Source organism: Escherichia sp. KTE31 (genome assembly GCF_000407925.1).
GTDB classification, from domain to species: domain Bacteria; phylum Pseudomonadota; class Gammaproteobacteria; order Enterobacterales; family Enterobacteriaceae; genus Escherichia; species Escherichia ruysiae.
On record NZ_KE136722.1, the window covers coordinates 562,544 to 575,559 of the forward strand.

Below are 13,016 nucleotides of genomic sequence, written 5' to 3' on the forward strand. Positions count from 1 at the left end.
CACCTAACGGACACAACACCATGAAATCTGCCACCTCTGCGCAAAGACCTTACCAGGAAGTCGGGGCGATGATCCGCGATCTGATCATCAAAACACCGTACAATCCTGGCGAACGACTGCCGCCGGAGCGTGAAATCGCAGAAATGCTCGAGGTCACGCGTACTGTGGTGCGTGAGGCGTTGATCATGCTGGAGATCAAAGGGCTGGTAGAAGTGCGGCGCGGTGCCGGTATTTATGTTCTTGATAGCTCAGGCAGCCAGAACACAGACAACGCAGATGCCAACGTCTGCAATGACGCCGGTCCTTTTGAGCTGTTACAGGCGCGTCAGTTACTGGAAAGTAACATCGCGGAATTTGCCGCTTTGCAGGCCACCCGCGAAGATATCGTCAAAATGCGCCAGGCATTGCAACTGGAAGAGCGTGAGCTGGCTTCCAGCGCGCCGGGCAGCAGTGAAAGCGGCGATATGCAGTTTCACCTCGCTATCGCGGAAGCGACCCATAACAGTATGCTGGTGGAGCTGTTCCGGCAGTCCTGGCAGTGGCGGGAAAACAATCCGATGTGGATCCAGTTGCACAGCCATCTGGATGACAGCTTGTATCGCAAAGAGTGGCTGGGCGATCACAAACAGATCCTCGCCGCGTTAATCAAAAAAGACGCCCGTGCGGCGAAGCTGGCAATGTGGCAGCATCTGGAAAATGTGAAACAGCGCCTGCTGGAGTTTTCCAATGTTGACGATATCTATTTTGACGGCTATCTCTTCGACTCCTGGCCGTTGGATAAAGTTGACGCCTGACCCTTTATTTCTGGTGCAAAGTTGAGCAGCTTTGCACCAGGCCTTTTAGCCACGTAATAACCGATATTATTAATAATAAACGATGAGTAATTTAATAATTACTTATTACATGTCTTTTATAAACATTATATATCTATTTAAATCTGAGTGATTATTCGGAATAATCAAAATATATTGGTTTGTTTCTGTCTGGTTTAGTGACTTTTATCAAATTATATCTTCTTAAATAAAAAGTAAGTGGATCTTCATTTCTGTTCAGGGTCTTATACTTTGCGGGCAAGAATCAAGCCTGTTATCAGGCACGGATGCGATGAGCAAAAAGGAATGACTATGGAAAATGAGCATCAACCCAGTGGTGTCAAGCCGTCAGGGCAAGATATCGATGCCGCTAAACGTCAGGAGTGCGCAAAATGATGCGCCAATTACTTCAGACCGTATTACCTGAAAACACAGGCAGCAATACATCATCGCTGCGTGATTCCGTATGTCGGGATCTCTTTCAACTTTTCAATTCTCCTCACTCACCGCTACCCGCATTACTTATTTCAGGTATGCCACAGTGGCAAGGGGATAATCAGAGCGACAAACATCTCCAGAGCTGGTATTGCCGCCAGTTGCGTTCCGCTCTTTTATTTCATGAACCACGTATTGCTGCATTGCAGGTGAGTCTGAAAGAAGCATATTGCCACGATCTGACGATCAGTCTGGAGATGATGCTGTACCACGACGATGAACCGCTGACGTTTGAGCTGGTCTGGCAGCATGGTGGTTGGTACAGTGCGACGGTGGGGAAAGTCAGCTAAATACCATCTTCTGCGTTTTACTCTGTCAGCCGTCCGAACGGGCATCCTACGTCCATTCGTGCGGCTGACAACCGCTTATGCAGTTTCAAACGTTCCTTTCACGCACGCCTTGCCGTCTTTGACCATCAGTTTGCCGTGAGCGTACACCTGCGCAATGCGCAGTTCCGGTGTCATAACCAGCAAATCCGCGTCATTGCCGGGCTGAATTTCGCCTTTCCCGGTCAGGTTGAGGAAACCGGCGACGCTGCTGGTGAGTGGACGCACGGCATCGCTGATACTGAAACCGTAGTCTTTGACCAGCACTTGCACGGTTTCCAGCAACGTCTCAAAACCGGCAACGCCGATATGCGTTAAATTCCCCTCGTCGTCAAAGAACGGCTGGCTACCGTTGCCGTCGGAGCTGAGGGTGATGCGAGCCAGCGGAATACCCGCCTGAACGGCGCGGGCAATCCCTTCGGCAGGGGCGACCGGTTCGTCAATGCTGCTGGTGATGTCGATGGTGCCGCCTTTCAGGGCGAACTCCAGCGCCTGTTCAAACAAAGGAACGTTGCGGTTAACGTGCGTCGGCAGCAACTTGCTGATTGGCACATCGCAATTTTCCAGGAGATCATAGATAGGCTGTAGCGCCTTTTTGCTGTCGCCCATGTGGAACACGGTGACGCCAGGTTTACCACCGAGCAAGCCACCAACGCGGGACTCCGCCGCCATATTGGCCAGATGATAAACATCCGGCGCGGCAGACCGGTGGTCGGAGATGGCGCATTTCACGCCAATCACGCGATCGATAATCGCCACGTCTTTTTCCACGGAACCCGTAATAGTGCGGGAAGGAACATGATAAGCGCCGGTCAGCATCCAGGCGCTGATGCCTTCTTCATTGAGCGCACGGGTCTTGGCGAGCAGGGATTCCGGGTGGCGAGAGATAGAGTCGGTGCCCAGCAGACCAACCACTGACGTGACGCCCGCTTCCGTCAGGCGACTTAGCGCCACTTCCGGCGTGCGTGTCGTGGGACCAGCTTCGCCGCCGCCGCCAATCAAATGGACGTGTTGATCAATAAAACCAGGGCAGAGGATCTGCCCACTGAGATCGACAATCGTGCAGTCCGGTACGATGTCAGAAGGGATATTGCTGGCAACGGCGATAATCTTGCCGTTAGCGACGAGGACATCGCAAACGCCCCGATCTTCCGGCGCATACAAATGCGCTCCCTGCAGCAGGATGAAACCGGCTGCGGAATAATCAATCATGTAAACTCCTTGTTAAACAATAATCTGCATAACCCAGATCGACAGCAATGCGTTAATCGCGCAGACCGTAATGATATGCAGATAGCATTTAGCATTCACTTCGGCTGTCTCCAGGCTGCGACCGACATTTTGCACCGGGTTGGCCATTAAATACATTGCGGGCAGTAAAACGGTGACATCATGGCCGGTTAACGCGCCTGCGGTCGCATGGCTGACAGCAACGCCGATGCGCTGCCCGTGGCTAAAAGGACAGCGGCAATCCCCACAACGTTTTTGTATCTGCGTGTTGCTACGTGTTTTTTGCAGAGTGGAAAAACAGGATTGAGTTGCAGAAAATTCATAAACCCAGTGACAATGACGTAGCTGAATAAAAACAGGAAATACAGGGAAGAAGACAAAATGGCAAAGTATGGCGAAAAAGAGTTGGCAGATACGAGTAAGTTTTTAAGTTTTGTCCTCCGACATAAACCAGAGGCGATTGGCATCGCGCTGGATCGTGAAGGATGGGCGGATGTCGATAAACTCATACTCTGTGCACAAAAAGTGGGCAAGCGGTTAACCCGTGCCTTACTGGATGTCGTTGTCGCCACTAGCGATAAAAAGCGTTTTAGTTATTCGAATGATGGTAAGTGCATTCGCGCTGTTCAAGGGCATTCGACCTCGCAGGTCGCCATTGCCTTCACCGAAAAAACACCGCCACAATTTCTCTACCACGGTACGGCAAGTCGCTTCCTTGAGGCGATAAAAAGTCAGGGATTGATTGCAGGGGAGCGTCATTACGTGCATCTCTCTGCTGATGAAGCGACAGCTCGCAAAGTAGGAGCCAGACATGGATCGCCGGTTATCTTAACCGTCAAAGCCGAAGAAATGGCGAAACGAGGAATACCTTTCTGGCAAGCGGAAAACGGGGTCTGGCTGACAGCAACTGTTGCGGTTGAGTTTCTTGACTGGCAAGGGAAATACTGAGGCGCTCTTCTCTGGTATGGTGGGGAGAAAAATCCCCCCTTATGAAGTCGCCGTTTGCAGCTTAAATAATTGCACTGTGCTGATGAGCGCGGCAACAAACAGCGCCGCTGCGCCACAAAGCGTGGAGTTGGCGAGTGCCGACGTTCCGTTGCCGAGCATACTGGTCAGCGCCGGGCCGAGAATTTGCCCGATGCCATAAATAAGCGTCACAAAGCCTAACAGGTTGAGATTTCCCGGCACACTAAGCTGGCGGGCGATGGTCATCACCAGCGAGGTCGTGCCCATAAAGGTGCCGCCAAAGCCAATACTGCTGATGATGAGTAATAAAGGAGAGCTGCTGGCGAGGGTTAACAGCACGCAGATAGCCTGTACCAACAAATTCGCCGTCAGGCAGGGTAACGCCCCCCAACGTTTTGCTGCCCACAACCAGCCAAAGCAGCCTGGCACAATCGACAAGCCGACCAGCGTCCAGAGATGGGCGGTCAGTAATGGCAGGCCAGCATCTTTCGCCATGAGCGGCAGATAAGTGGCAACGATGATATAACCAAAACCCGCCAGACCGTACAGAATAGCCAGCAACCACCAGCTCATGGGTTGTTGAGTGGTTTTTGCTAACGGCGTTGGCGCGATGGTGTGTTTTTTCGAAGGAAGCAAAAGCGCCAGTACAATCAATATCATGCCAGAAAGCGCCCCGGCACCTTGCCATAGCGTTTGCGAGGAGAGGGAAAAATGCAGCCCAGCCAGCACATATTCATTGCCTAGCGCGATACCAACACCAACGCCAGAAAACAGTGCCGCAAGTACAAAAGGATGGCGGGTATGTTGCATGATGAGCGTCGAGCCGAAAATCAACATCCCGGCGCTGGCGATGCCTGCCAGAAAGCGAATCAACAACACCAGAATAAACGACGGCAACCACGCCATCGCAAGGATCAACAATCCGGTTGCCAGGGCGCAAGCCAATAAAAACGGGCGCAGACGTGAGGGTAAATGAAATGCGCCGAATGAAAACAACAGGCTTCCAGCCAGATACCCAGCGTAGTTGCCGCTGGCAATCCACGACAGTTCGCTAAATGAAAACTGCCCCTCCGCCAGCATAACTGGCAGCATCGGCGTATAAAGAAAGCGACCTAACCCCATACCTAAGGTCAGAACCAGCATCCCGAAAAGCGCGGTGCTGAAGGAAAAGCGTTCTACGGGATGCGATGACGGGGACATGTTTTACCTTGCTTGTCTTTTTGTAATTAACAAGTTAATAACAAAAAGGTGAAACATGCCAGTCTGTTAATGTGATGATGTAGGGGTAAAGCGATAAAAACGATTCGGTTCGCCAACGATATAAATATTGCCAGAGGCATCCATCGCAATCCCTTCAGCCTGTTTGATGTTATGTGACAAACCCCGGCTGCCTTTGGTTAGTGACATTTCACCGATAACCTCGCCAGCCAGCGTTACTTCCTGGAGTGCGCGTGATTCATGAGACAGCACCAGAAGCGTATTTTTTTGTTGGTTAAATTCTGCGCCGGACACATCATCTAAAGTAAATTGACGTTGTAGTTCCTGGTCTTTGCTGATGTGCAATTCATTGCTACTTAGTAGCCCGTTAACTTTGTAGACCTCAATCGGATTTTTCTCTTTAAAAAACCAGAAAGTGTGATCCTGGCGAGAATAGGCCAGCCCTTCAAAACCACTATTGGTTGGCGTTTTCTGCAACGGAATTTTTATTTTTTTGAGGATTTTCACTTCTGAATTTTCATTAAGTGAAATCACATAAATGGCATAATCGCGTTCATCACTGATGACGAACTTATTATCACCAATATATTCGATCGTCTCGAGATCTTTCACAAAATCCAGAGGAATGGTGCGGAGCAAATCCCCATTAGTGGTCATTTCAACAATCGCCGCAGGCTTATTGATAGTGCTAAACAGGGTATTACTCTGCGCAGACCAGGTCAGTGAGGAGATATTATTCGTTACACCTGCAATCTCTTTACCATCAATATTAACGTGGTAATTTTGAAACCCTGCGGGATAACTGCTTTTGCGCGCGCAAGATTGCACGAAGAAAACACACACTGCGACAATGGCAAAAAGAATAATAATGCTGATACGTTTACTTAACGAAAACCTTTTTGTCATGGCATTTCCATCCAAGAAAATCAATAAGATATCGATAAGTATACGTAGCGATCTTAATGAATCCTTAACGCGGAGTCAGATCGTAATGTGCAATGCATTTCCAGTCGCAATCTTTCCTCCCATTGCTGACGAATGCGGGCAGTCATCGCATTCAGTTCGTTGCGCAATGACAAAGATTGCGCAGGCTCTTTCTCTGCTTCTCCGAGAGTTTCAGCTCAGGTGGAGCAAACGCACCGCAGGCAGTGTGCATCTTCTGCGGCATAAACGTGCAGTAAGTGCCGACCAGCGGAATGACGCACTTTGGAGAACTGCTCGAAAATGGCGGGTAGAACGGTGACAAATGGCATGATTTTCCTCCCCGTACACAGGAGACAATGAAAAAGGCCACATTATTACCATGATTTAAGTGTGCTTTATCTGCTCTCTCTCGCGGTTAAAAATTGCCGAGGGGTAACAAAGTCGGGATTTGCGATAAAAGATACAGTATCAATCCAATACAACCACCAACCAGCGTACCGTTGACGCGGATAAACTGGAGATCTTTGCCGATATTTAACTCGATTTGCCGTGACATATCCCGCGCATCCCAGCTTTTCACCGTGTCAGTAATGTGGCGTGTCAGGAATGCCGAAAACTCTGGTGCGACGCGGTGCGCGGCCTGTTCCAGATGACCATTTAATGACGCCCGCAAGGCGTCATCGGCAATTAACGTCTCGCCAAACCATTGACCCGCCCGCGCGATACGCTCCTTCACGCGAGAATCTTCGCTATTGATATCGGCCTTCAACCATTCCCGCAAATCCCCCCACAATTCACCGAGATAGCGATTAAACGCTTCATCTTCTTTCAGATACGCTTTGATATTGTCGGCGCGCGCCGCCATTTCGGGATCGTTTTTTAGCTTGTCGATCAGCGCAAAGGTGGCGCGATCAAACGCATGGCGGATCTGATGCGCGCGATCGCGGCTGATATCGTCAAGCAAGGAATTTACCGCATCGGAAACCAGCTCCGCACTGTGTTCACCCAGCCATTCAGTTGGCAAAATTTTCGCTTTCAGCGGATGTTCGTTCTCCAGCCAGCGGACGATCTGCTGGGCGATAAATTTGCGTGATTTATCGCGCTGGAGCAGGGCGATCAGTTGTGCGATCAGAGTATCCAGCAGCACCTGATGACGATCGTTTTTGGTCATGCTCTCCAGCATTAACGCACTGGTGCCGGAAAGATCCACTTTATCAATCGCCCGATGCACCGCGCGCTTAAGCAGACGCTGAATACGTGCATCATCGGTAAGTTCGAGAAAACCACTCATGATCTGCAACAGATGCTGCCCAACGCGGTGGGCGTTTTCCGGCTGACTAAACCAGTTGCCGATTAACAATGCCGGTTCATGACGACGAATCAACGCCACCAGGGATTGGGTATCGAGAAATTTTTCCTGTACGAACTGCCCGAGATTTTCGCCAATCCGGTCTTTATTACGCGGGATAATCGCCGTATGGCGAGAAATAATCGGAATCGGCACGCGGCGAAACAGCGCCACCACCGCAAACCAGTCAGCCAGAGCGCCGACCATTGCCGCCTCCGCAATCGCCTTCACGCCGCTCACCCAAAAATTGGGGGGCAAAAAAAGCGTAACGATAAAAGTCGCGGCAGCAACGAGCAGTAAAGAGAGCGCCAGCATTTTGGCGCGTCGGAGTTCAATGATTTTATTCATATCGTAAGAATAGAGCCTGACGGCAGGTTCACGCAAAAATCGAGACGCCTTCCAGAAAAATGTATCGCTTGCAGGAGAACAAAAATAGCCTGGAAAGCGCCTCGGGGAATGGGAAATTACCGGATGTGAGCGGAATTAGGAATCGCTAAAGTCGGGCTATCTCTTCAACAGGTGACGGATCGCCATGACAAACTTCACGACCAGCACGCCGCATGACGCATTATTTAAATCTTTTCTCACGCACCCTGACACCGCGCGGGATTTTATGGAGATCCATTTACCTAAAGGGCTGCGTGAACTGTGCGATCTCGATACCTTAAAACTGGAATCAGCCAGCTTTGTCGATGAAAAACTGCGGGCGCTGCACTCCGATATTTTATGGTCGGTAAAGACCCGCGAAGGCGATGGTTATATCTACGTGGTGATTGAACATCAGAGCCGCGAGGATATTCATATGGCCTTTCGCCTGATGCGATATTCCATGGCGGTGATGCAGCGCCATATCGAGCATGATAAACGCCGACCACTACCGCTGGTCATTCCGATGCTGTTTTATCACGGTAGTCGTAGTCCTTACCCCTGGTCTTTGTGCTGGCTGGACGAATTTGCCGACCCGATTACCGCTCGGAAACTTTATACCGCCGCGTTCCCGCTGGTGGATATCACTGTGGTGCCGGACGACGAGATTGTGCAGCATCGCAGAGTCGCCCTGCTGGAGTTGATCCAAAAGCATATTCGCCAGCGCAATATGATGGGGCTGATTGATCAACTGGTAGCATTACTGGTTACAGAGTGCGCTAATGACAGCCAGATAACCGCGCTGTTAAATTACATTTTACTGGCTGGTGATGAAGCGAGTTTTGAAGAATTTGTCAATGAGCTTGCCAGGCGAATGCCACAACACAGGGAGCGAATCATGACGATTGCAGAGCGAATTCATAATGCGGGATGGCTGTTGGGGAGGGAAGAAGGGAGGATTGAAGGTAAAGAAGAAGGGGAACAGCGCCTTCTCCGATTGTTTTTGCAGAATGGTGCAGATCCTGAATGGATACAAAAGATTACCGGACATTCATTAGAGCAAATACAGGCATTAGAACAGCCCTTGCCTGAAAGAAAGCGCGCTCCATGGATCGAGTACTAATCAGAGATTGATGACAAACGCCAAACTTCCTGATGTGCGCTACGCTTATCAGGCTTACATAGCCCATGCAATATATTGAATTTGCAATATTTTGTATGCCGGATAAGGTGCTCGCGCCACATCCGGCATGAACAAAGCGCACTTTGCCTAAGCCATGCCGGAACGTGGCGATGACCTGGCAGAGACAAAACGAGCCACAGGCTATTCGTCAGAGGAAATTCAGGCGTGTCGTCACGATTCCGTATTTATTCCATTGCCCGATACACTGCCTCGCCAATTTGCTTCAGTGCTTCGCGGTAGGTTTCGCTGAGCGGCAAAGCGCAGTTGATGCGCAGACAGTTTCGGTATTTACCGGAAGCTGAGAAAATCGAACCTGCCGCCACCTGGATTTTCATGCGGCACAATTGCCGCGCGACGCAGACCATATCGACCTGTTCAGGCAATTCTATCCACAGTAAAAATCCGCCTTTCGGGCGCGTAATACAGATTTCGCAGGGAAAATATTCCCGTATCCAGCAGGTATAAAGCGCCATATTGCGCTGATAGTTCTGCCGCATCCGCCGGATATGACGATGATAGTGACCTTCCTGCACAAACGTTGCTGCCGCCATTTGCGTGGACGGTACATTAAAGCTACTAGTGGCGTATTTCATATGCAGCAGTTTATCGTGATAACGCCCCGGCGCGACCCAGCCCACGCGCAGGCCAGGGGCAATGCTTTTACTGAACGAACTGCACAGCAGCACCCGACCATCGCTATCCCATGAATGAATGGTACGCGGGCGCGGATATTCCGTTGCCAGTTCGCCGTAGACATCATCTTCAAAAATCACAATATCATGGCGTTGAGCGAGAGAGAGAACGGCTCGTTTGCGGGCGTCAGGCATAATAAATCCCAGCGGATTATTACAGTTTGGCACCAGAATGATGCCTTTAATCGGCCACTGTTCCAGCGCCAGTTCCAGTGCTTCAACGCTGATGCCTGTTTCTGGATCGGTTGGGATTTCAATCACGTTCACGCCTATGCCACGCAGCATCTGCATCGAACCGTAATAACAGGGCGATTCAACCGCGACAATATCGCCCGGTTTACACACCGCCATTAACGCCAGCGACATCGAGTTATGGCAGCCGCTGGTGATAATAATGTCATCGGCGGTGACCACCGAGCCGCTGTCGAGCATCAGGCGGGCAATCTGCTCGCGCAATACCCGCTGACCGGTTAACGAATCATAGCTGAGAACGGTTTGCAGATTATGCTGCACCACCCGGCTAAGCTCCCGCCAGAGCGGTTTCAGGCTGGGCGCCTCGACATCCGGCGTGCTTTTACTGAACGGAATAACAGAACTATCGCTATGCGCTTTCAGCATATCCAGCACCTGATCCCACTGGGTAATTTCCACCGGACGTTGCACCGGACGCGTCATCGGCGGCACTGGCGGCTGGGCTTTGTGTTGCGCGACAAAATAACCCGAACGCGGCTGTGGGGTGATGAGCTTCATCGTTTCCAGCGTCTGATACGCCTGCTGCACGGTGCTGATACTGACGCCGTGCTCCTGACTTAAGCTGCGCACCGACGGCAATTTCTCCCCGTGACGATACAGCCCCTGCTCAATCCGCTCGGCAAGTAGAGTCGCCAGATGTTGATAACGCGTCATGCTGTATTCCTTATATGGACCATACAGAGAGAAAAACCGGTACAGATGAGGCTAAAAAACCGGATGCAGATGCTGTTTTAACCTGTCTGTATGTTAAATAAAACTAATATTTGCATCTGTATTGTGAACTGCCAGAAGGCGGATGATGAAGCCTCTGAAAGATGAGGAGGCAGCAGATGGAATTTCACGAAAACAAAGCCAAAGCGCCGTTTATCGGTTTCGTGCAACTCTGGCAGGCGGTGAGAAGCTGGTGGCTGAATAGACAGACCCGGCGGGTGTTACAGCAGATGAGTGATGAGCGGTTGAAGGATATTGGGTTACGCAGGGAGGATGTGGAGTGAGGGGACAGTTCGTCGCGGATAAACAGGATTTCTCTATAACCTCCACAAGGAAGTGTTTATTATTGTGAAATCATCGCTTCACGGAAAGACGTCAGAATGAAAGCAACAGAAGCCCGTTTACTCGATTTTTTAAAACGTTCGCAGCAGTTTGTTATTCCCATTTATCAACGCACCTATTCATGGACAGAGCAACAATGTCGGCAACTTTGGGACGACATCATTCGTGCCGGAAAGCGTGATGATATATCAGCGCATTTTATCGGTTCGGTTGTTTATATAGAGCAGGGGTTGTATCAGGTTTCCGGTATTTCTCCGTTGCTGGTCATTGATGGTCAACAGCGGCTGACGACCGCAATGTTGCTGATTGAGGCTTTATCGCGCCATCTTGGCGAAGAAGAAGTTTTTGATGGCTTTTCGGCAATGAAATTGCGTAATTATTATTTACTCAATCCTTATGAGTCCGGTGAGAAAGGATTTAAATTACTGCTGACCGAGACCGATAAAGACAGTTTGCTGGCATTAATAAAACAAAGACCAATGCCAGAAAACTATTCCCATCGAATAATGGAAAACTTTACTTTCTTTGATGAGCAAATTGCCAAACTCGGTGATGATTTGATCCCCTTATGTCGTGGGTTAGCAAAGTTATTAATTGTCGATGTGGCGCTTAATCGTGGTCAGGATAATCCGCAACTGATTTTTGAAAGTATGAACTCCACCGGTAAGGCGTTAAGTCAGGCCGATCTGGTGCGCAATTTTATTCTGATGGGTCTCGAACCAGAGCATCAAACCCGGTTGTATGAAGATCACTGGCGTCCAATGGAAGTCGCTTTTGGTCAGCAAGGTTATAGCGAATATTTTGACAGTTTTATGCGTCATTATCTGACGGTAAAAACGGGGGAGATCCCTCGGACAGATGAAGTCTATGAGGCATTTAAACTACATGCCCGCAGCCAGAGTGTTGCTGAAAAAGGCGTAGATCGGCTGGTTGAAGATATACACATCTACGCGGAGTATTACTGTGCAATGGCATTGGGTAAGGAAAGTGACAAATCGCTTGCTACGGCTTTTCAGGATTTGCGCGAGTTAAAGGTCGATGTTGCGTATCCTTTCTTACTGGCGCTTTATCATGACTATAAAAATGGCGTTTTGTCTCACGAAGATTTCCTGAGCATAATTCGTTTAATTGAATCTTATGTTTTCCGCCGTGCAGTGTGTGCAATTCCGACGAATTCTTTGAACAAGACGTTTGCCACTTTTTATAAAGTCATTAATAAAGAAAATTATCTGGAAAGCATTCAGGTGCATTTTATGAACCTGCCTTCATATCGTCGTTTTCCCAACGATGATGAATTTAAACGGGAATTAAAAGTTCGCGATCTCTATAACTTCCGCAGTCGCAGCTACTGGTTACGACGACTGGAAAACGATAAACGCAGAGAGCGCGTGGAAGAGTTTACGATTGAACACATTATGCCGCAGAACGAAAATCTGTCGGCTAAATGGCGCGAAGAGCTGGGAAGCGACTGGCAGCGTATTCATAAAGAATTGTTGCATACGTTGGGGAATCTCACTTTAACGCGCTATAACTCCCGCTACAGTGACAGACCTTTCGCGGAAAAACGCGATATTGAAGACGGCTTTAAGCATAGCCCGCTCTATTTGAATATCGGTCTTGGACAGTGCGAAAAATGGGATGAAGCCGCCATTCGCACCCGTGCCGATCGTCTGGCCGATCTCGCGGTTCAGGTCTGGCAAGCGCCTTCTCTTCCTGAAGAGGTTTTAGCTGTTTATCGGGGGCAGCCGGAGAATAAAACCAGTTACAGCCTGAATGATTTTCCTTTCCTTGCTGATGGTTCGCATAGCCGGGTGTTATTCGATCATCTTCGCGATGAAGTTATGCGCCTGGACGCAGGGATCACACAGGAAGTTTTAAAGCTGTATATTGCGTTTAAAGCGGAAACGAATTTTGTTGATGTTGTACCGCAAAAAAGCCGACTGCGGTTGTCGCTTAATATGCAGTTTCATGAACTGGTCGATCCGAAAGGTATTGCCAAAGATGTGACAAATGTTGGGCGCTGGGGCAATGGCGATGTGGAAATTGGTTTCAGCGACCTCACACAACTTCCTTACATTATGGGATTAATTCGTCAGGCATTTGAAAAACAGATGGAGAGCGCGTTGGTATAACGCGGCGAATAATACCCGG

The 13,016-nt window shown here is 49.6% G+C and carries 11 protein-coding genes and 2 pseudogenes; 7 read left to right on the plus strand and 6 right to left on the minus strand.

The genetic code is table 11. The features are described 5' to 3' along the window. Positions 1-20 precede the first annotated feature (20 nt). The gene (gene uxuR, locus WES_RS18135; protein WP_016159464.1) at positions 21-794 is read left to right on the plus strand and encodes a Uxu operon transcriptional regulator; all 774 of its coding nucleotides are present in this window, start codon (positions 21-23) and stop codon (positions 792-794) included. Positions 795-1,204: 410 nt separating this feature from the next. Then, on the plus strand, positions 1,205-1,597 hold the full coding sequence (gene iraD / locus WES_RS18130; RefSeq protein WP_016159463.1) for an anti-adapter protein IraD: 393 nt from the start codon (positions 1,205-1,207) through the stop codon (positions 1,595-1,597). 75 nt (positions 1,598-1,672) lie between these two features. Here the strand turns inward: iraD and iadA are convergent, their stop codons facing one another. Then, a complete protein-coding gene (gene iadA / locus WES_RS18125) occupies positions 1,673-2,845 on the minus strand; it encodes a beta-aspartyl-peptidase (protein ID WP_016159462.1) in 1,173 nt (390 codons plus the stop codon). A 12-nt stretch (positions 2,846-2,857) separates the two neighbouring features. After that, positions 2,858-3,088: pseudogene (locus WES_RS0120900) on the minus strand (hypothetical protein); the annotation flags it as partial. 156 nt (positions 3,089-3,244) lie between these two features. On the opposite strand from WES_RS0120900, the gene kptA reads away from it, so the two are divergent. Further along, on the plus strand, positions 3,245-3,811 hold the full coding sequence (gene kptA, locus WES_RS18120; RefSeq protein WP_016159461.1) for an RNA 2'-phosphotransferase: 567 nt from the start codon (positions 3,245-3,247) through the stop codon (positions 3,809-3,811). Positions 3,812-3,850: 39 nt separating this feature from the next. On the opposite strand, the gene WES_RS18115 is transcribed toward kptA, so the two are convergent. The 3 genes from WES_RS18115 to WES_RS18105 all read right to left on the minus strand — a co-directional run bounded on the left by WES_RS18115 (position 3,851) and on the right by WES_RS18105 (position 7,667). Then, a complete protein-coding gene (locus WES_RS18115) occupies positions 3,851-5,029 on the minus strand; it encodes an MFS transporter (protein WP_016159460.1) in 1,179 nt (392 codons plus the stop codon). Between the two features lie 66 nt (positions 5,030-5,095). Further along, positions 5,096-5,953 carry an SdiA-regulated domain-containing protein gene (locus tag WES_RS18110; RefSeq protein WP_000166626.1) on the minus strand — a complete coding sequence of 286 codons (858 nt, stop codon included), beginning with the start codon at positions 5,951-5,953 and terminating at the stop codon, positions 5,096-5,098. Between the two features lie 433 nt (positions 5,954-6,386). Then, on the minus strand, positions 6,387-7,667 hold the full coding sequence (locus WES_RS18105) for a DUF445 domain-containing protein (protein WP_010357174.1): 1,281 nt from the start codon (positions 7,665-7,667) through the stop codon (positions 6,387-6,389). Between the two features lie 184 nt (positions 7,668-7,851). Between WES_RS18105 and WES_RS18100 the strand changes: the two genes are divergently transcribed. Beyond that, entirely contained in the window at positions 7,852-8,808 is a 957-nt protein-coding gene (locus WES_RS18100; RefSeq protein ID WP_016159458.1) for an Rpn family recombination-promoting nuclease/putative transposase, read from the plus strand. A 245-nt stretch (positions 8,809-9,053) separates the two neighbouring features. Here the strand turns inward: WES_RS18100 and WES_RS18095 are convergent, their stop codons facing one another. Further along, entirely contained in the window at positions 9,054-10,466 is a 1,413-nt protein-coding gene (locus WES_RS18095; RefSeq protein ID WP_000199291.1) for an aminotransferase-like domain-containing protein, read from the minus strand. Positions 10,467-10,678: 212 nt separating this feature from the next. Between WES_RS18095 and WES_RS18090 the strand changes: the two genes are divergently transcribed. The 3 genes and pseudogenes from WES_RS18090 to WES_RS24450 all read left to right on the plus strand — a co-directional run bounded on the left by WES_RS18090 (position 10,679) and on the right by WES_RS24450 (position 12,997). Beyond that, complete coding sequence (locus WES_RS18090; RefSeq protein WP_241957071.1) at positions 10,679-10,807, plus strand: DUF1127 domain-containing protein; 129 nt, start codon at positions 10,679-10,681, stop codon at positions 10,805-10,807. Positions 10,808-10,903: 96 nt separating this feature from the next. Continuing rightward, positions 10,904-11,557, plus strand: a pseudogene (locus WES_RS24445) (DUF262 domain-containing protein); the annotation flags it as partial. Between the two features lie 276 nt (positions 11,558-11,833). After that, positions 11,834-12,997, plus strand: coding sequence for a GmrSD restriction endonuclease domain-containing protein (locus tag WES_RS24450; protein WP_077637364.1), 1,164 nt, complete (start codon positions 11,834-11,836; stop codon positions 12,995-12,997). Positions 12,998-13,016: the final 19 nt, after the last annotated feature.

Excerpts from the sequence above, each read along its gene's own strand:
- iadA (WP_016159462.1), bottom strand. The coding sequence starts at position 2,845 with ATGATTGATTATTCCGCAGCCGGTTTCATCCTGCTGCAGGGAGCGCAT.
- WES_RS18100 (WP_016159458.1), top strand. The coding sequence starts at position 7,852 with ATGACAAACTTCACGACCAGCACGCCGCATGACGCATTATTTAAATCT.
- iraD (WP_016159463.1), top strand. The coding sequence starts at position 1,205 with ATGATGCGCCAATTACTTCAGACCGTATTACCTGAAAACACAGGCAGC.
- kptA (WP_016159461.1), top strand. The coding sequence starts at position 3,245 with ATGGCAAAGTATGGCGAAAAAGAGTTGGCAGATACGAGTAAGTTTTTA.
- WES_RS18095 (WP_000199291.1), bottom strand. The coding sequence starts at position 10,466 with ATGACGCGTTATCAACATCTGGCGACTCTACTTGCCGAGCGGATTGAG.
- WES_RS18115 (WP_016159460.1), bottom strand. The coding sequence starts at position 5,029 with ATGTCCCCGTCATCGCATCCCGTAGAACGCTTTTCCTTCAGCACCGCG.
- uxuR (WP_016159464.1), top strand. The coding sequence starts at position 21 with ATGAAATCTGCCACCTCTGCGCAAAGACCTTACCAGGAAGTCGGGGCG.
- WES_RS24450 (WP_077637364.1), top strand. The coding sequence starts at position 11,834 with ATGGCATTGGGTAAGGAAAGTGACAAATCGCTTGCTACGGCTTTTCAG.
- WES_RS18110 (WP_000166626.1), bottom strand. The coding sequence starts at position 5,953 with ATGACAAAAAGGTTTTCGTTAAGTAAACGTATCAGCATTATTATTCTT.
- WES_RS18105 (WP_010357174.1), bottom strand. The coding sequence starts at position 7,667 with ATGAATAAAATCATTGAACTCCGACGCGCCAAAATGCTGGCGCTCTCT.